The 18,442-nt window shown below is 67.9% G+C and carries 11 protein-coding genes; 9 read left to right on the top strand and 2 right to left on the bottom strand.

Annotated elements, in window-relative coordinates:
- Positions 1-63 precede the first annotated feature (63 nt).
- Positions 64-948, bottom strand: coding sequence for an AraC family transcriptional regulator (locus DL991_RS41470; protein WP_125789823.1), 885 nt, complete (start codon positions 946-948; stop codon positions 64-66).
- A 172-nt stretch (positions 949-1,120) separates the two neighbouring features.
- Between DL991_RS41470 and DL991_RS41475 the strand changes: the two genes are divergently transcribed.
- The gene (locus DL991_RS41475; protein WP_125789824.1) at positions 1,121-2,473 is read left to right on the top strand and encodes a hypothetical protein; all 1,353 of its coding nucleotides are present in this window, start codon (positions 1,121-1,123) and stop codon (positions 2,471-2,473) included.
- 389 nt (positions 2,474-2,862) lie between these two features.
- Here the strand turns inward: DL991_RS41475 and DL991_RS41480 are convergent, their stop codons facing one another.
- On the bottom strand, positions 2,863-3,489 hold the full coding sequence (locus DL991_RS41480; protein ID WP_233599316.1) for a TetR/AcrR family transcriptional regulator: 627 nt from the start codon (positions 3,487-3,489) through the stop codon (positions 2,863-2,865).
- Positions 3,490-3,562: 73 nt separating this feature from the next.
- On the opposite strand from DL991_RS41480, the gene DL991_RS41485 reads away from it, so the two are divergent.
- From DL991_RS41485 to DL991_RS41520, 8 genes are all read left to right on the top strand, one after another.
- Positions 3,563-4,300, top strand: coding sequence for an alpha/beta fold hydrolase (locus tag DL991_RS41485; RefSeq protein ID WP_233599317.1), 738 nt, complete (start codon positions 3,563-3,565; stop codon positions 4,298-4,300).
- Between the two features lie 121 nt (positions 4,301-4,421).
- Entirely contained in the window at positions 4,422-5,450 is a 1,029-nt protein-coding gene (gene vanH, locus DL991_RS41490; protein ID WP_125789826.1) for a VanH-AOV family D-lactate dehydrogenase, read from the top strand.
- Position 5,451: 1 nt separating this feature from the next.
- The gene (gene vanA-Ao2 / locus DL991_RS41495; RefSeq protein WP_125789827.1) at positions 5,452-6,492 is read left to right on the top strand and encodes a D-alanine--(R)-lactate ligase VanA-Ao2; all 1,041 of its coding nucleotides are present in this window, start codon (positions 5,452-5,454) and stop codon (positions 6,490-6,492) included.
- The gene (gene vanX, locus DL991_RS41500) at positions 6,489-7,097 is read left to right on the top strand and encodes a D-Ala-D-Ala dipeptidase VanX (protein ID WP_125789828.1); all 609 of its coding nucleotides are present in this window, start codon (positions 6,489-6,491) and stop codon (positions 7,095-7,097) included. The genes vanA-Ao2 and vanX overlap by 4 nt, the downstream gene beginning before the upstream one ends.
- A gap of 999 nt (positions 7,098-8,096) precedes the next feature.
- Positions 8,097-9,062, top strand: coding sequence for a ParB/RepB/Spo0J family partition protein (locus tag DL991_RS41505; RefSeq protein ID WP_125789829.1), 966 nt, complete (start codon positions 8,097-8,099; stop codon positions 9,060-9,062).
- A 182-nt stretch (positions 9,063-9,244) separates the two neighbouring features.
- Entirely contained in the window at positions 9,245-10,087 is an 843-nt protein-coding gene (locus tag DL991_RS41510; RefSeq protein WP_125789830.1) for a prephenate dehydrogenase, read from the top strand.
- Positions 10,088-10,217: 130 nt separating this feature from the next.
- Positions 10,218-12,170 (top strand): ABC transporter ATP-binding protein, encoded by a 1,953-nt coding sequence (locus DL991_RS41515; protein ID WP_125789831.1) that lies wholly within the window; start codon positions 10,218-10,220, stop codon positions 12,168-12,170.
- Positions 12,171-12,172: 2 nt separating this feature from the next.
- Positions 12,173-18,400, top strand: coding sequence for a non-ribosomal peptide synthetase (locus DL991_RS41520; RefSeq protein ID WP_158634511.1), 6,228 nt, complete (start codon positions 12,173-12,175; stop codon positions 18,398-18,400).
- Positions 18,401-18,442 lie beyond the last annotated feature (42 nt).

Here is an 18,442-nt window from a genome sequence, read left to right on the forward strand (position 1 = left end):
TCACGCGTCGGTCATGCACTTATTGCGCGGAAAGTCCAAGCGGCGCCGCGCGGAAGTCCAAGCTCAGTCCGTCGGCACCAGCGGCGGGTCGTCGGGAGGGGGAACGCGTGAACTCCAGCCGCCGGGGACGGCCCGGACACGTGACTCGCGGAAGCGGCCGGGGGAGATCCCGACGCGGCGGGTGAAAACCCTGCTGAAGTAGGCGGCGTCCTCGTAGCCGATCGCTTGGGCCACCTCCTGCACCGGCATCCGCGTGGTGGTCAAGAGTTCCTTCGCGCGATTGAGGCGAAGAGTCAGCAGGTGGTCCTTCAACCCGGTTTCGGTGCTGCGGCGCACGGCCGTGCGCAGTTCGGGCAGCGTCATGCCGCGGCGGGCCGCGATCTCCGCGACGCTGATCGGCAGCAGTGCGTCGTGCGCCAGCGCCTCCAGCAGGGAACCGCCGCTGGGGGTGCCGACGGCGGCGGCCCGGCGCAGCGCGACCAGCAGATGGTGCACCGCCGCGGAGGCGTCGACCTGGGCCAGCGGGCTGCCGCCTCGCGCGCAGCGCACGATCCGGCTCACGATGTCGCGGACGGCCTCGACGTCGCCCAGCGGCACCACCGGGATCTCCGGCGTGACGTAACCGAGTTCCACGTAGGCGTCCACGGCGCTGCCGTCGAAATCGACGAAACACTCTTCCCAGCCGTGCGCGGGATCGGGCGCGTAATGGTGCCCGACGCCGGGAACGAGCCACAGCAGGGCGGGCGCGACGACCTCCTGTCGTTCCCCGCCCGCGACGGCGAACCACCCGCGTCCCTTGGACACCACGACGGCCACGTAATGGTCGAGCACGCGTGGCCCCACGACGGGCAGCGCGCCGTGCTGAAGCCCGACACCGAGGCACACCAAGCCCAGCCGTCGGTGCACGGCGGACGGTGTGAAGTACCGCATCCAGGTCCGGTAACCCATCCCCGCATCCTTGCAGCAAGGTGCCCGCCGAATTCGTAACCCTCGAACGCCATTCTCCCTGATTCCTCAGCCGCCGTGCCGGTGCCCGCGCCGTGGGCGGAAGTTCCGGTATACGTGGAAGGGACAGCACCGTCGGGGAGACGGCATGGTGCTTCACACAAGGGGGAAATAAATGTTCGACGAACGTATTGTCGCCGATCAAGTCAGTCCGGTCGCCAAGCCGAAGATCAGAATCCTGTTCTACACGGACCTGGTCGGATTCACCGGTAACGGCGGCTTCTCATTGGGAATCGTCCGCGATCTGCTCTTGGCGAATCAGCCTTTCTTCGCCGAATTCGAGATCGATTTGATCAATCGGCACCAGGGCGGGCACGCCGCCAGGAAACTCACTTCCGAGGTTCTCGGCGGATACGAGCAGGTGTGGTTCTTCGGCATCCTGCAGTCCACTATGCCGGGGGAGCCGGAAAACGAACTCGTGGACGCCGAGGTCGCGGCGCTGCGGGCTTGGATGGACGCCGGTGGTGGCGTGCTCATCTCCGGTGACCACTCGAATCCGCGCCCGCCGGGAGCGGATCCGTCACTGCCCGACTACCTGAACCTGGGGCGAGCGCTGGGGCACCGGGTCCCGCGCGCGGGTGAGCTGCGGGTGTGGAACGACCGGCCGGACGCGAGTATCGAATTCAGCCACAACACCCACCAGCCGGATCCGTGGGGCAGCGACATCGACAACCCGATCCCGAACGATCTCGACCCGTACCCGCAGGAACTGATCCTGCGGAAGCGGTTCGGCAGACCGCATCCGTTGTTCCAGGGCAGACGGGGACCGATCACCGTCTTCCCCGACCACATGCACGAGGGGCAGCTGCTCATTCCCGGGCAATTCCCGTCGGACGTGTGGCCGTCGGGGCCCGTCGGCCAGCCGAAGCCCGAGATCGTCGCGCACGGCACCGACAAACGCAACGGGCAGGTCTACGGCGTGTCCAGTGTGTACGACGGTGCGGCCGCCGGGGTCGGGCGAATCGTCGCCGACGCCACTTGGCATCACTATTTCGACCTCAACCTGTGGGGTTTCGAGAAAGGCGGCGAGGTGCTCGACCGCCTCACCGAGTTCTACGTGAATCTCACGCTGTGGTTGACGCCGAAGCCGGTCAAGGTGGAGGTGAACGCGCAGCTGCTGCACTGGCTTTCCCGCAACCTGAGCGTTCGCGCGGTGTTGCCGGAAGGGTTCCGGGTGCCGGGGATCACCGCGGCGGGCCTGGTCCGCGAGGTCGGCGGGCAGGCTGTGCTCGACGATCTCGTCTGGCCGCTGGAAGGAACGCCGGTGGTGCCGCCGGAGCTGTTGCTGGGGGCCGTCGTCAAGGAATCCGTCGCCGCGTTGAGCGGTGGGGACTTCGAGGCGTTCGACACCGTGGGCGTCCTCGAACGGGGTCTGCGCGCCGGGGCCGAAGAGTACGCCGCCGAGCTGCGAGCAGCGCTCGGCGACGTCGAAGGTCTTGGCGAGCTGATTTCGCAGGGGCTCCGCTGACTTAGCGGATCGTTGGAGTACATGAAGGACCCCTTCATTGCGCTTAGCGCCGTGAAGGGGTCCTTCATGTACTCGGGCGACGCGTGATCCCGCACGTCACATACGTGATTGGAGGCGGAACTCGCGTGATCAGAGGCGGAACTCGCGTGATTGGGGGCGGAACTCGCGTGATTGGGGGCGGAACTCGGCTGTGAGCGGGTATTGCCGTGTGATGTCCGTCTGGACACGCGTGTCGCGCCTCTGATCACGCGAGTTCCGGGTCAGGCGGGCTGCCGGTAGTACGTGAAGGGGTCCGTCACGCCCTTTGGGTGTGAAACTTGAGGCGCATGTGGCGACCTGGCGGTCCGTGAAGGCCTCCTTGAGGGACCCAGAGTCCCTCAAGGAGGCCTTCACGGACCGGCCATCACGCCCGCCTGGTCATCGGGCTCGAGCCCGAGCGCGAGGTGGAGCTGGCGTGCCCACCAGCGCACCTGGGCGGCCGAATCGTCCGCCGCGGCTCCGGCGATTCCGGCGCTGCGCCGGAAATCGCTTCCGTACAGGGCCTCCGTGGCCATCGCCTGGTGCAGGGCGGCGACGGCGAGGCGGGTGTTGTCGAGCGGGCTGCCGGGCGGCCGAAGCCGGTGGAGGGCATCGACGACCGGGTCGAGCATTCCGCTGCCTGGGTCGCGCCAGCCCGCCGAATGCAGCGCCACCGCGAGCTCGCCGTAGCCGTTCCGGTACAGCGCGTGGAGGGCTTCGACGAATTCGAGCAGGTCGGCGTCGTGGTCCAGCCAGCTCGCGAGGAGATCGCGAAGTGCGTCGCGAAGGCGGCGGCCGCCGTGGCGGAGGAGTTCGGCGAGCAGCTTTTCGCGGTTGCCGAAGTGGTGGGCGACGCCGGCGTCGGTCATGCCGACCCGTGCGGCCACGGCGCGCATCTGGACGGCGGCGACGCCGGACTCGCTGAGCAGCGAAGCCGCGGCGTCGAGGATCAACCGCCGGGCCTCCTCGGGTGACCGTCGTGCTCGGGGTGTCGTCACGATCGGCATCGTACCTTGATATGCCAAGGTAGCTGCGTTACCTTGAGAGGCCAAGGTAACTGGGGAGGCTGCCATGACTCGGTTCGTGACCACTGAAATCCGTCTTGACCTGGGCGAAGTGACCCTGCGGGGCACGGTGACCGGCACCGGCCCGACGGTCCTGCTGCTCCACGCGGGCGGCGAACGTCGTGCGGTCTGGGTGCCGGTCGCCGCGGTGCTGGCCCGGCGCGGCTTCCGGTCGGTGGCCTTCGACCTGCGAGGTCACGGGGACAGTTCCGGCCAGGCGACCACGCTCCGGGCACTGGCCGGCGACGTGGCCGAGATGGTCCGGAGCCAGCCCGCGCCGATCGTCCTCGTGGGCGCCTCGGTCGGTGGACTGGCCGCCATCGCCGCCCTCGCGGACCCCGCCGTCGCGAAGCGAGCGGGCGGACTCGTGCTCGTGGATGTAGTGCCCGACCTCGAACCGGCCAGGGCGCGTTCGTGGCTCGATTTCCACGGACTCGCCGACCGCTACACCCGAATCGTGGAGGACGTCCTCGGATCGGGGGCCGCCCTGCTCGCCACGGCCGGGGCCCTGGACATGCCAATCCTGGTGGTGCGCGGCGGGCAGGGATCGCCCCTTGGCGAAGCCGATGTGCGCCGTCTTCGCGCGGCCAACCGGCGGGTCACCGTCGTCCGCGTTCCGGCGGCGGGTCACCTCGTCGCCAGGGACGCTCCGGAGGAGCTCGCGGACCTCGTCTCGGAGTGGCTCTGTGGCATCCGTCACGGGATGGTTTCGGCACCTGTGCCGGGCGGGCAAGATCTGGGATAGAGCGGTCGCGGCGCAGGTGAACGACAAGTCGTGCACTCGGCGCTACCAGTTGGTAACTTATTGTCGGGCCATCGAAAACCCCATAAGAGACCGCCTCATCGCGCTGCCTACAATGTCGGGCATGACCTACAGCGAACCAGCGCGATCAGCTGCCCCCCGCACCGGATCGCTGGCGTCCGCCTCCTCGGCCGTGTTGGCGAGGGGAATCACCATTTATGGATGCGGACAGGACGAGGCCGCCTTGTTCCGGGAGATGGCTCCTCGTTTCGGCATAATGCCGACCATTGTCGAGGAACCGGTATCCGAGGCCAATATCGGGCTGGTCTCCGGAAACAGGTGCATCAGCATCGGTCACAAGACCAAGGTCACGAATTCCATTCTTCTCGCGCTCGGCGAAGCGGGCGTGAAATACATCTCCACGCGGAGCATCGGCTTCAACCACATCGATGTGGAATACGCGGCGAGCGTCGGTATCACCGTCGGCAACGTCGCCTACTCGCCCGACAGCGTCGCCGACTTCACGCTGATGCTGATGCTGATGGCCGTGCGGAACGCCAAGTCCATCGTCCTCCGCACCGAGGTCCACGACTACCGGCTGGACGAGGTGCGCGGGAAAGAGCTGCGCGATCTGACCGTCGGGGTGGTCGGAACCGGGCGGATCGGTGTCGCGGTCCTCGACCGGCTGCGTGGTTTCGGCTGCCGGGTGCTGGCCTACGACACGGTCCTCACCGCGTCGGCCGATTACGTCCCGCTCGACGAATTGCTGGAGCAGAGCGATATCGTGACGCTCCATGTGCCGCTCAACACGGATACCTATCATCTTCTCGACCGGAAGAACATCGGTCGGATGAAGGACGGCGCGTACATCATCAACACCGGACGTGGTCCGCTCATCGAAACCGAAGCCCTCATTTCGGCATTGGAAAGCGGCAAACTGGGCGGCGCGGCGCTGGATGTCCTCGAAGGCGAGGAAGGGATCTTCTACGCCGACTGCCGGAACAAGCCCATAGAGAGCAAGACGTTGCTGCGGTTGGAAAAACTGTCGAACGTGCTCATCAGCCCGCATACCGCCTATTACACGGACCACGCGCTGAGCGACACCATCGAAAACTCCATCATCAATTGTCTCCAATTCGAAAGCGGGAAGTAGCATGGATAGGTTGAAAATCGGAATTCTGTTCGGCGGTCTTTCCGAAGAACATCCTATCTCCATCAAATCTGCGCGCGAGGTCCAGAAGCACCTCGACCTCGAGAAGTACGAGCCGTTCTACATCGGGATCACCCAGAGCGGTGCCTGGATGCTGTGCGACGGCCCCGCCGAGGATTGGGAGAGCGGGAACGTCCGTCCCGCCGTGCTGTCGCCGGACCGCGGTATGCACGGGCTGCTCGTCCTGGACGAGGGCAAGTACGAGACGATCGCCCTCGACGTGGTGCTGCCGGTCCTGCACGGCAAGTTCGGCGAAGACGGTGCGATGCAGGGCCTGCTGGAGATCTCCGGCATCCCCTACGTCGGCTGCGACCTCCCGAGCTCGGTCATGTGCATCGACAAGGCCCTCACCTATTCCGTCGTCCGCGGCGCGGGGATCGCGACGCCGAACTTCTACATCGTCACGCCGGACAACGACGTCGACGCGGATGAGCTGAACTACCCGGTCTTCGTGAAGCCCGCCCGCTCCGGCTCGTCGTTCGGCGTCAGCAAGGTCTCCGCGAAGGAAGAGCTGCCCGCCGCGCTGGCGGAGGCGCGCCAGTACGACGCGAAGGTCCTGATCGAAGAGGCCGTCGTCGGCAGCGAGATCGGCTGCTCGATCCTCGGCAACGACGAGGACCTCTTCGCGGGCGAGGTCGACCGGGTCGCGCTGACCCACGGCTTCTTCAAGATCCACCAGGAGAAGAGCCCCGAGACCGGCTCCGAGAACTCCAGCTTCATCGTTCCCGCGGACATCCCGGACGAGTCGCGTGACCTTGTCCAGGAGACCGCGAAGGTCATCTACCGCGCACTGGGCTGCCGCGGCCTCGCGCGGGTCGACCTGTTCCTCAAGGAGGACGGGAGCGTGGTGCTCAACGAGGTCAACACCCTGCCCGGCCTGACCTCCTACAGCCGCTACCCGCGCATGATGAACGCCGCCGGCCTCTCGCTCGGCGACGTGATCGACCGGCTGGTGAACCTGACGCTGGCGGGCCGTGACGAATGAAGGATGATTTCGTCTTCGTCGACGAGGTCGTCTCCGGGATCCGCTGGGACGCCAAGTACGCCACGTGGGACAACTTCACCGGCAAGCCGGTGGACGGCTACCTGGTGAACCGGATCGCCGGCACGCGGGCGTTCTGCGCGGCGCTGGAGAAGGCGCGGGACAGGGCCGAGGGGCTCGGCTTCGGTCTGCTCCTTTGGGACGGCTACCGTCCGCAGCGCGCCGTGGACCGGTTCATGCGCTGGGCGGAAGAGCCCGAAGACGGCCGGAAGAAGTCCAGGCACTACCCGAACATCGAGCGGCCCCAGATGTTCGAACAGGGTTACGTGGCCACCAAGTCCGGCCACAGCCGGGGCAGCACGGTGGATCTGACGCTGTACCACCTGGACACCGGTGAGCTCGCCGAGATGGGTGGCGACCACGACCTGATGGACGTCGTCTCGCATCACGGGGCAGCGGGGGTCACGGAAGAAGCGACGAAGAACCGTGAACACCTCCGCGCTGTCATGGAGGGTTCGGGCTTCAACGCGTACGAGTGCGAGTGGTGGCACTACAGCCTGAAGGACGAGCCTTACCCGGACACGTATTTCGATTTTCCCATCGAGTAGCCGGATTCGCGCCGACCGAGGTCATCGACGTGGACAGCGCCCCGGAGGGGGCACGCTGACCGCCCTCCGTCGGCGCGAGCCGGACGATCGCGATGCCGCGGGTGCCCTATGGCGCCCGCGGCATTCTTCTTTCCGCCAGTTCCCTCGCGACTCGGGATCGGCTTCATTCCAGCCCGTATCGGCGTGTGCGTCCGGCACATTCTCGCTCACGTAGCGTGTCTTCCTCGCGAGTGCGCGGCGGCGATCATGCGGGAAGCCAGGCTCCGCCATTCGTGTGAACAAGTGACAAAGAACGGGACGCCGCCGACGCGCGCTGTGATCATCCTACGAATAGCGGTGGTCCCGCGAATGGCGTAGCAATTTCCGCGAACAGCCCAGCTATCGGCCCCTTGGCCGGTATGAGCCAGAGTGCCGTAGCCGTGGCAGGTGACCGAGTCAATACCGAGTGCGGACTTCGAATATTGATCTTGCGCGGTGCTCGCACTGCGGAAATCACACTATTCGTCAATTGCACGCCAAGGATTGACCGTGCCATGCTGATCTCGTGCGGACTCACTGGGGCTGGCAGGGTTCGCACTACTGGGGATCGAGGGGGGCGATGTTGACTCGCGACCAAGAGGCTGTCATGGGTTCCGGTCGGTGACCGCTGATCTAAGCTGGAGCCGAGAACGCTAGATCGGAAATACGTCCCGAGACCTCGCGCTGCGGCAGGTATCGGCTTTGTCGGGCTGCCCGGGTGCGGCCTCGCCGATCGATGTCGTCGAGCGGATGTCTTGTGGACAGTGCACTGCCACCGGCCATCGGGGAGGCCGTGGCGGCCCGCGTATCCGGGTCCGCCGGTGGTGTTCGAGGGATCCTCACCGTCGAGGGGACCCGCCGTGTCACCGAAGTTGACGCTGGACGGGATCGCGATGTCCAACCATCGATGCTGAGCGGTTGGACGGTGAGGCTCCGTGTCATGTCTGAAAGTTGACGAATAAGAGATTCAATGGGGGCTAGGTGGATCCGACGAGAGTTGACCTATCCGCTCTCCCGGTCGTCGAAATCGAGCTGTCGAGACTGTCTTCCGTGTACTCGCCGAGAACTTCGGGCGAGGATCCGGAGCATGTCGAGATGCTCTTGTCGGCAGAGTGGGAGCTTCCGCCTATTCTTGTTCACCGTTCAACGATGCAGGTGGTCGATGGCCTGCACCGATTGACGGCGGCACGAGTTCGCGGTGATACGAAAATTCTGGCAAAGTTCATCGAGGGGACCGAATCCGACGCCTTCGTCTTGGCCGTGGAAGCGAATATCCGGCATGGTCTGCCGCTTTCGCTCGCGGACCGCAAACGGGCGGCTGTCCGGATCATCGGGACTCATCCGCAATGGTCCGACCGGCGGGTCGCCTCGGTGACCGGCATCTCCGCCGGCACGGTGGCGGACCTGCGCAAACGTGGCGGCGAGGGGGGAAACGACGCCAGGATCGGGCGGGACGGACGTATCCGCCCCGTCGACAGTTCGGAGCGGCGAAGACTCGCGGCCGACCTCATTCGCAATGACCCCGGCCTTTCGCTCAGGCAGGTCGCCAAACAGGTCGGCATCTCCCCGGAGACGGTTCGCGACGTGCGGGGCCGGTTGGAGCGCGGTGAGAGCCCGACCCCGGACGGGAGCAGGAAATTGCGGACCAAACCGCATTCACTGAGCCTGACCGAATCCGATCTGGGGCAGTCCCTTGATCGAGAGCGAATCGTCGTGCTGGAGCGGCTCAAGGCCGATCCCGCCCTGCGGCTGAGCGAAGTCGGCCGGATCCTGTTGCGCATGCTCGCCATGCATTCCATCGACGGGCAGGAATGGGAAAGAATCCTGCGCGGTGTCCCGCCGCATCTGTATGGAGTGGTCGCCGGGTTCGCCAGGGACCACGCTCGGGTCTGGGCGGGTTTCGCGGATCACCTGGAGAGCCGGGCGACCGATCTGGCCGCCAGGTGATCGTTCGACGGTGAGCGACTTGCGGTGGGGGCTTTCTCCGTGCGTCAGGCGGAGAAAGTCCCCTTTCGCGACCTTCGGCGAGGCGGGGCGGACCCGGCAAGTCCATAGTGGATAGTCGTCCGCTCGGGCGGTGCCAAGGCCGGTCGCTCGACAGCGCTCGTCGTGCGGCTTAAGAAGTAGTGGTGACCATCGAGAAGGCGCTCGTAGTCGGTACCGGGTTGATCGGCACCTCGGTCGCACTGGCCCTGCGTGACAAGGGCGTGGCGGTTCGCCTCACCGACGTCGACGTGCTCGCCCTCCGGCTGGCTGTGGAGCTCGGAGCCGGTGAGGAGTGGACCGGCGAGAAAGTGGACCTCGCGGTGATCGCCGTGCCGCCGCAGCTCGTGGGGGAGCGGCTGGCGGACCTCCAGAAGCAGCAGGTCGCGCGGGCGTACACCGACGTGGCCAGTGTCAAGGCGGGCCCGATCGCCGACGCGGTGCGGCTCGGCTGCGACCAGACTTCCTATGTGCCGGGACATCCGCTCGCCGGCCGGGAGCGATCCGGCCCGGCCGCGGCCCGTGCCGACCTTTTCTCGGGCCGTCCTTGGGCGCTCTGTCCCGGCGGCGAGACGGAAACGGACGCGGTGCGGCTCGTCCGTGACCTGGTGTCGATATGCGGGGCGAAGGCGGTGACCGTGGGCGCGGGCGAACACGACACGGCGGTGGCGCTGGTGTCGCACGCGCCGCACGTGGTGGCCTCGGCGGTGGCGGCGAGCCTGTCCGCCGGTGACGACGTCACGCTGGGCCTGGCGGGGCAGGGGCTGCGCGACGTGACTCGTATCGCCGCCGGGAATCCCCTGCTGTGGCGGATGATCCTCGCCGGGAACGCGGTGCCGGTGGCAGACGTGCTCGAACGGATCGCGGCGGAACTCGTCACGGCGGCTTCGGCGTTGCGGTCCGGTGATCTCGAAGAGCTGACGGAGCTGCTGCGGCGCGGGGTGTGCGGCCACGCCAGGATTCCCGGAACACCGGTTTCCCCGGGGTAGTCCCTTGTGGACGGTGCGGGAACGAACGGTGATCCCGGTGCCGCGGATGTTCGCCCGCGCCCACTCGTGGACAACGACACGATTCAGCACGATTGAGATCGCCGACTTCGCGTGTGAGAGGGGTGCCTGTATGGACGTAGTGATGCGCTTCGGGGGGGTGAAGAAGAGCGATGACGACCCCGATCCTTGGCAGACCAGGATCCGGCCGGGGACCCTGCGCAGGGTGCTCTCGTACTTCCGGCCGCATATCGGAAAGGTGGCGCTCTTCTTCCTCGTCGCCGCACTGGAGTCGTTGATCATCGTCGCGACCCCCTTGCTGCTGAAGGAACTGGTCGACGGCGGCATTCTCGAGAACGACCTCGGGACCGTGGTCTCGATGGCCGCGCTGGCCGCCGGACTCGCCGTGGTGGGCGCGCTGCTGGCACTGGTGTCGGGCTACATTTCCGGGCGGATCGGGCAGGGGGTCACCTACGACCTCCGGGTTCAGGCGATCGACCATGTCCGGCGCTTGCCGATCGCGTTCTTCACCCGTACCCAGACCGGCGTGCTGGTCGGCAGGCTGCACACGGAACTGGTCATGGCGCAGCAGGCGTTCAGTTCCGTGCTGATGGCGGCGACCAGCGCGGTCACGATCGTGCTGGTGCTGGCCTCGATGTTCTACCTTTCGTGGCTCGTCGCCCTCGTCTCGCTGGTGCTGATCCCGGTCTTCCTCGTGCCCTGGGTCTACGGGGGCAGGCTGATCCAGCGGCACACCCGGCGGCTGATGGAGGCGAACTCCTCTCTGGGCGGGCTTCTTCAGGAGCGGTTCAACGTTCAGGGGGCGATGCTCTCCAAGCTCTTCGGCCGTCCGGCGGAGGAGAAGGCCGATTACGAAGCCCGCGCCGGACGGATCCGCGGGATCGGTGTCCGCCTGTCGGTGTACGGCCGGATGGCTTTCGTCATCATGGCGCTGATGGCCTCGCTCGCCACGGCGCTCGTCTACGGGGTCGGCGGTGGGCTCGTGATCGCCGGGGTATTCCAGCTCGGCACGCTGGTCGCCATCGCGACCCTGCTGGGACGGCTGTTCGGGCCGATCACCCAGCTGTCCGGGATGCAGGAGTCCGCGCTGACCGTGGTGGTGGCCTTTTCCCGGGTCTTCGAGCTGCTCGACCTGAAGCCGCTGATCAAGGAAAGCCCCGACGCGGTCGCGCTCGCCAGGAACAGGACACCGGACGTCCGATTCGACGACGTGTCGTTCCGCTATCCCACCGCGGACGAGGTTTCCCTGCCGTCGCTGGAGCACGTGCGGGCCGAACGGGAAAGCGGGCAAAGGACGGCGAAGGTCCTGCGCGGCGTCAGCTTCCACGTGCCGGCGGGGACCCTCACCGCGCTCGTCGGCCCTTCCGGGGCGGGGAAGAGCACCCTCACCCACTTGGTGTCCCGGCTGTACGACCCGACTTCCGGGGTCGTGCGCGTCGGTGACCACGACCTGCGGGATCTCACCTTCGATTCGCTCCGTGAAACCGTCGGGGTGGTCAGCCAGGACACTTATCTCTTCCACGACTCCATCCGGGAGAACCTGCTTTACGCTCGCCCCACCGCGACCGAGGACGAGTTGATCGAGGCGTGTGAAGGTGCCCAGATCTGGGACTTGATCAAATCCCTCCCCGGCGGGTTGGACACCATCACCGGCGATCACGGCTATCGCTTGTCGGGTGGGGAGAAGCAACGACTGGCCATCGCCCGCTTGCTGCTGAAGGCGCCCGCGATCGTCGTGCTCGACGAAGCGACCGCTCATCTGGACTCCGAGTCGGAGGCCGCTGTCCAACGGGCACTGAAGACCGCTCTGCGCGACCGTACCTCGCTGGTGATCGCCCACCGGCTCTCCACGATCCGTGAGGCAGATCAGATCCTGGTGATCGACGGCGGGCTGGTCCGGGAGCGCGGGACACACGAGGAATTGCTGGCCGAGGGCGGTCTTTACGCGGAGCTGTATCACACGCAGTTCGCCAGGCCGGACCGGAACGGAGCCCGGCCGGAAAGTGACGGGGCCGGGTTCGACGACGAGCCCGAGCCGGTGCGGCACGCGGTTCGTGGGGGATGACGATGAGTTCCGCAGCGCAGGCCGCACTGACCGTGCCGGCTCTCTTCGCCAGGCAGGTGGACCGGGCACCCGGCGCGGTGGCCGTTGTCGACGGGGAGCGGATCCTCACCTACCGGGAACTCGACGACCTCGCGAGCAGGCTGGCCGCGCGGTTGACCGGCCGGGGCGCCGGCCTCGGCGGCCGGGTCGCGGTGATGCTGGACCGCTCGGCGGATCTGCTGGTGGCGCTGCTCGCCGTCTGGAAGGCGGGTGCGGCGTACGTCCCGGTGGACGCTTCGTATCCCGCGCCGCGCGTGGCGTTCATGGTGGCGGATTCGGGCGCGTCGCTGATGCTGTGCTCGGCCGCGACGCGCGATCGCGTTCCGGAAGGGGCTGAATCGCTCGTCGTCACGGATGAAGCGGACAGCACAGTCGGCGCCCCGGTCATCCCGGCGCGCCCGGTAGACCTGGCGTACGTGATGTACACGTCCGGTTCGACGGGCACTCCGAAGGGTGTCGCGGTCCCGCATTCCAGCGTCGCGGAACTGGTGGGGAACCCCGGCTGGGGGATGGAACCCGACGACGCGGTGCTCATGCACGCGCCGCATTCCTTCGACGCGTCCCTGTGCGAGATCTGGGTGCCGCTGGTGTCCGGTGCCCGGGTGGTGATCGCCGAGCCGGGACCCGTGGACGCGCGACGGCTGCGGGAGGCGGTCGCGGGCGGGGTGACGCGGGCGCATCTGACCGCGGGCAGTTTCCGTGCGGTGGCGGAGGAAGCACCCGAGTCGTTCGCGGGTCTGCGTGAGATCCTGACCGGCGGGGACCTGGTGCCCGCGCACGCGGTGGAGCGCGTCCGGATGGCCGCGCCCGGTGCCCGGATCCGGCATCTGTACGGGCCGACGGAAACGACGTTGTGCGCCACGTGGCACGTGCTCGAACCGCACGACGAGCCGGTTTCGGTGCTGCCGATCGGCCGTCCGCTGCCCGGCCGCGAGGCCTGGGTGCTCGACGGAACGCTGCGGCCGGTGGCGCCGGACGTGGTCGGCGACCTCTACCTTTCCGGTGCCGGTCTGGCCGACGGTTACCTCGACCGGCCGGGGCTGACGGCGGAGCGATTCGTGGCGGATCCGTTCGCGCAGGGCAAGAGGATGTATCGGACCGGCGACCTGGCGAAGTGGACACCGGACGGTGAGCTGCTCTTCGCGGGCCGCGTCGACGACCAGGTGAAGATCCGCGGGTTCCGCATCGAACCCGGCGAGGTCGAAGCGGCGATGACCGCGCAGCCGGACGTCCACGAGGCCGTCGTGGTGCCGATCGACGGCCGCCTGATCGGTTACGTGGTGGCGGACGTGGAACCGGCTCTCGTTCGCGAACGGCTCGCGGCGGTGCTGCCGGAATACCTGGTCCCGGCCGTGGTGATGACGGTCGACGCGCTGCCGCTGACCGGCAACGGCAAGGTGGACCGGGCGGCGTTGCCCGCACCAGGCTTCACCGCGAAGGCCGACGGGCGCGAGCCCGCCACCGAGGCGGAGCGTGTCCTTTGTGGACTGTTCGCCGAGGTGCTCGGCACCGAGCGGGCCGGGGTCGACGACGGCTTCTTCGAGCTGGGCGGGGACTCGATCCTCGCGGTGCGCGTGGCGGCCCGTGCGGCCAAAGCCGGCCTGCTGGTGACGCCGGCTCAGATCTTCGGGGAGCAGACCCCCGCGCGGCTGGCCGCCGTGGCGAGCACCGTCCAAACCGGGAAACCCGCGGACGGCCCCCTGATCGAGCTGACCCCGGAAGACGAGGCGGAACTGGCTGCCGCGGTCCCGGACGCGGTGGAGGTCTGGCCGCTGGCGCCGCTCCAGGCGGGACTGCTCTTCCAGACGACCCTCGACGACCAGGGTCCCGACATCTATCAGACCCAGTGGATCGTGGAGCTGACCGGTCCGCTGGACGTGGCCAGGTTGCGATCGGTGTGGGAGGCGGTCTTCGCCCGGCACGCCGAGCTTCGGCTCACCTTCCACCGGCTCGCGTCGGGCAAGGCGGTGCAGGCCGTCGCCGGACGCGTCGAGCTGCCGTGGCGCGAGGTCGATCTGACCGGTACGAGCGATATCGACGACACTGAAGAGGCCATCAAGGCGCTGTCCGCGGCGGAACAGCGGGACAGGTTCGATCTCGCCAAGGCGCCGTTGTTCCGGCTCGTGCTGATCCGGGTCGGTGAGGACCGGCACCGGCTGCTGGTCGTCAATCACCACATCCTGACCGACGGCTGGTCGGTGGCGGTGCTCCTCAACGAGGTGTCGGAGGCGTACACCGCCGATGGCCGGTTCCCGGACCGGACGGCCGCCTCGTATCGCGACTATCTGGCTTGGTTGGACAGGCAGGACAAGGACTCGGCTCGCGCGGCGTGGCAGGCCGAACTGTCCGACATCGAGGTGCCGGCGCTGGTCGCCAAGTCGGACACCGCGGCGGAATACGACTACCGCGTCACCCATCTTTCTCGGGAGCTCTATACCCGGCTGACCGATTTCGCTCGTGACCACGGGTTGACGCTGAACACGGTGGTGCAGGGCGCGTGGGCGCTGGTGCTGGCGCGGCTCGCGCGGCGGACCGACGTGGTGTTCGGCACCACGGTCGCCTGCCGTCCCGCCGAACTCCCCGGCGTCGAGTCGATGCCGGGGCTCATGATGAACACGATCCCGGTGCGGGTCTCGCTGGACGGCGGGGAAACGGTCGTGGACATGCTCGCCGCGCTCCAGCGCCGTCAGGTGGCTTTGATGCCGCATCAGCATCTGGGGCTGACGGAGATCCAGAAGACGGCCGGACCCGGCGCGATGTTCGACACGCTGCTGGTGTTCGAGAACTATCCGCGGGACTTCGCCGACCAGTTCACGTATCTGGGCACGGTCGAGGGGACGCACTACCCGGTGACCGTCGGTGTCATCCCGGGGGAGCGGCTCCGGATCCAGCTCGCCTACTGGCGCGGGCAGATCGACGAAGCCGTCGCCGACGGGATGCTGGATTGGTTCGTCGGTGCCCTCGGCGCGGTCGTCGAGGATCCGTCCGCTCTCGTCGGGCGGACCGATCTGGGCGAGATCCCGTTGCCGCGCTGGGAACCCGCGTTGCTCGACGGCGAGCCGTTGCCGTCGCTGATCGGGCGGATGGCGGCCGAACGGCCGGACGCCGTGGCGGTCTCCGACGGCGAGGGCGACCTGACCTACGCGGAACTGTGGGAGCGGGCGACGAAGTTCGGCGCCGTCCTGCGGGCGGCCGGGGTCGAGCGGGAGCGCCGGGTCGGGCTGGTGGCCGGACGGTCCGCGTGGTGGCTGATCGGGATGCTGGGCGTGTCACTGGCGGGCGGCGTCTTCGTCCCGGTGGACCCCGCGTATCCGGCCGAGCGCGTGAAGCTGATCTTCGGCAGCGCGGATCCGATGCTGGTGGTGTGCCAGGGAAAGACACGCGGAGCGGTGCCGGAGGAGTTCGCGGACCGGGTCGTCGTGCTCGACGAACTGGACCTGGCGGACGCTCCGAGCGCGGTCCTGCCGCACGTCGGCATGCGCGACGCGGCGTACGTGATCTACACGTCGGGATCGACGGGAACGCCGAAGGGCGTCATCGTCACCTACTCGGGCCTGGGCAACCTGGCGATGGCGCATATCGAACGCCTCGCCGTGACACCGTCGTCCCGCGTCCTGCAGTTCGCGGCGCTCGGCTTCGACACCATCGTCTCCGAGGTGATGATGGCGTTGCTTTCGGGAGCGACGCTGGTGATGCCGCCGGACGAGGATCTGCCGCCGCAGGCTTCGCTGAGCGACACGCTGGAACGGTGGGACGTCACGCATGTGAAGGCCCCGCCGTCCGTGCTGGCCACCGTCGACGTGTTCCCGGACGGGGTCGAAACGGTGACCGCGGCGGGTGAACTCTGCCCGCCGGGCCTGGTGGACCGGCTGTCGGCCGACCGCCGGATGCTCAACGCCTACGGGCCCACCGAGACCACGATCTGCGCGACCGTGAGCATGCCGCTCGCGCCGCACGGAGAGGTGATCCCGTTCGGCGGGCCGATCGCCGGTGTCCGCGGCTATCTGCTGGACGCGTTCCTGCGCCCGCTGCCGCACGGGGTCGTCGGTGAGCTGTACCTGGCCGGGATCGGGGTGGCACGGGGCTATCTCGGGCGCGCGGCACTGACGTCCGAGCGTTTCGTCGCCGATCCGTTCGTCGCCGGTGAGCGCATGTACCGGACGGGTGATCTGGCGTACTGGACGGAGCAGGGTGAGCTGGTGTCCGCCGGCCGGGCCGACGACCAGGTCAAGATCCGCGGGTTCCGCGTCGAGCCGCGTGAGATCGAGTTCGCGCTGTCCAACCATCCTCAGGTCACCCAGGCCACGGTGACCGTCCGCGAGGGGCGGTTGGTGGCCTACGTGTCGCCGGGTGACGTCGATCCGGAGGAGCTCCGGAAGGGTCTCGCGGAGCGGATGCCCGCGTACATGGTGCCCGCGGCCGTGATGGCGCTGGATGTCCTGCCGCTGACGCCGCACGGCAAGATCGACCGGAAAGCGTTGCCCGAGCCGGACTTCTCTTCGAAGACGGCCGGCAGGGAGCCCGCCACCGACGCCGAGCGGATCCTGTGCGAGGTGTTCGCCGAGGTCCTCGGATTGGCGCGGGTCGGGGTCGAGGACAGTTTCTTCGAGCTGGGCGGGGATTCGATCTCGTCGATGCAGGTCGCTTCCCGTGCGCGCCGCGACGGACTGTCGCTGACCCCGCGGCAGGTGTTCGAGCACCGGACGCCCGAACGTCTCGCGCAGCTGGTGGCGCTGGTTCTCCAGCGGGATCCGGGCAGGTCCACCGATGGCATCGGTGAAGTGGCGTTGACGCCGGTGATGCGGCTGTTCGGCGACGGTGTCGCGGCTCCGCGCTTCGCGCAGTGGATGGTGCTGGGCGCTCCCGCGGACCTGACGGAAGAGACGCTGAGCGCAGGCCTGGCGGCGGTGCTGGACACGCACGACATGCTGCGGGCACGGGTTGCCGTCGGACGGCTGGTGGTCGGCGAGCGCGGCTCGGCCGGGACCTTCACCCGCGTGAAGGTCGAAGGCGGTTCGCTGGACGAAGCCGCCGGCGAAGCGGCGCGGGAAGCCGTCGGACGGCTGGATCCGGCCGCGGGCGTGGTCGTCCAAGTTGTGTGGTTGGACGCCGGACCGGACCGGGTGGGCCGGTTGGTCGTGGCGGCGCACCACCTCGTCGTCGACGGGGTTTCGTGGCGAGTCCTGGCATCCGACCTGCGAGCGGCGTGCGAAGCGGTGGCGGCGGGACGGGAACCGGAACTGGAGCCGGTCGGCGTGTCGTTCCGCCGGTGGGCTGGCCTGCTGGAGGAGTGGGCGGTCTCCGCCGAACGGGTCGCGGAACTGCCTGCGTGGCAAGCGATCCTCGGCCAAGGGGAACAGACTGAGCGGACCCCGGCGGGGAAGGTGCGGTCGCGGTCGTGGCTGGTGCCTTCGGCCGAAACGTCGGTCCTGGTCGGGCGGGCCCCGGTGGTGTTCCACTGCGGGGTGCACGAGGTTTTGCTCGCCGGGCTCGCGGGAGCGGTGGCCCGATGGGACGGACGCGACACGGTACTGGTGGACGTCGAAGGCCATGGTCGTCATCCAGTCGAGGGCATGGACCTGTCCAGGACTGTCGGCTGGTTCACCAGTACGCATCCCGTGCTCCTCGACGTCTCCGGGATCGACCTCGCCGGTGTGGTGGCCGGTGCTTCGCCGGCCGGGACGTTGTTGAAGGTGGTCAAGGAACAGTCGCGCGCGGTGCCCGGTGACGGGCTCGGCTACGGCTTGCTGCGCCATCTCAACGGCGAGACCGAGCCGGTCCTGGCGGCGCTGCCGTCGGCGCGGATCGGGTTCAACTACCTCGGCCGGTTCGTCGCCGGTGACGAGAGCGACGTGCGGGCTTGGCGGCAGACGGGGGAAATCGGCGGCTCGATGGACGCGAACACGCCGGTGCCGCACGGCCTGGACGTCAACGCGATCGTCCAGGATCTGCCGGACGGGCCGGAACTGATCCTCATGCTCGAATGGTCGGACGAGTCGTTCGACGAAGCCGCGATCGAACGACTCGTCCGCGAATTGCTGGATGTGTTGTCCGGACTGGCTTCCCAGGCGGAAGACCCCGCGGCTGGCGGGCACACCGCATCCGATTTCGGTCTCCTCGAATTGGACCAGGACGAGATCGAGAGCTTCGAAGCACTAGCAGCGGAACTCAGCGAAGGCCGGGCATCGTGAATACTTCGACCACCACTTCCGGATCGGCCCCTTCTGGATCGG

The organism is Amycolatopsis sp. WAC 01375, from assembly GCF_003947325.1.
Taxonomy (GTDB): domain Bacteria; phylum Actinomycetota; class Actinomycetes; order Mycobacteriales; family Pseudonocardiaceae; genus Amycolatopsis.

Bases quoted from the DNA above. Each gene is read 5' to 3' on its own strand.
- DL991_RS41470 (WP_125789823.1), bottom strand. From the start codon at position 948: ATGGGTTACCGGACCTGGATGCGGTACTTCACACCGTCCGCCGTGCAC.
- DL991_RS41475 (WP_125789824.1), top strand. From the start codon at position 1,121: ATGTTCGACGAACGTATTGTCGCCGATCAAGTCAGTCCGGTCGCCAAG.
- DL991_RS41485 (WP_233599317.1), top strand. From the start codon at position 3,563: ATGACTCGGTTCGTGACCACTGAAATCCGTCTTGACCTGGGCGAAGTG.
- vanH (WP_125789826.1), top strand. From the start codon at position 4,422: ATGACCTACAGCGAACCAGCGCGATCAGCTGCCCCCCGCACCGGATCG.
- vanA-Ao2 (WP_125789827.1), top strand. From the start codon at position 5,452: ATGGATAGGTTGAAAATCGGAATTCTGTTCGGCGGTCTTTCCGAAGAA.
- vanX (WP_125789828.1), top strand. From the start codon at position 6,489: ATGAAGGATGATTTCGTCTTCGTCGACGAGGTCGTCTCCGGGATCCGC.
- DL991_RS41515 (WP_125789831.1), top strand. From the start codon at position 10,218: ATGGACGTAGTGATGCGCTTCGGGGGGGTGAAGAAGAGCGATGACGAC.
- DL991_RS41520 (WP_158634511.1), top strand. From the start codon at position 12,173: ATGAGTTCCGCAGCGCAGGCCGCACTGACCGTGCCGGCTCTCTTCGCC.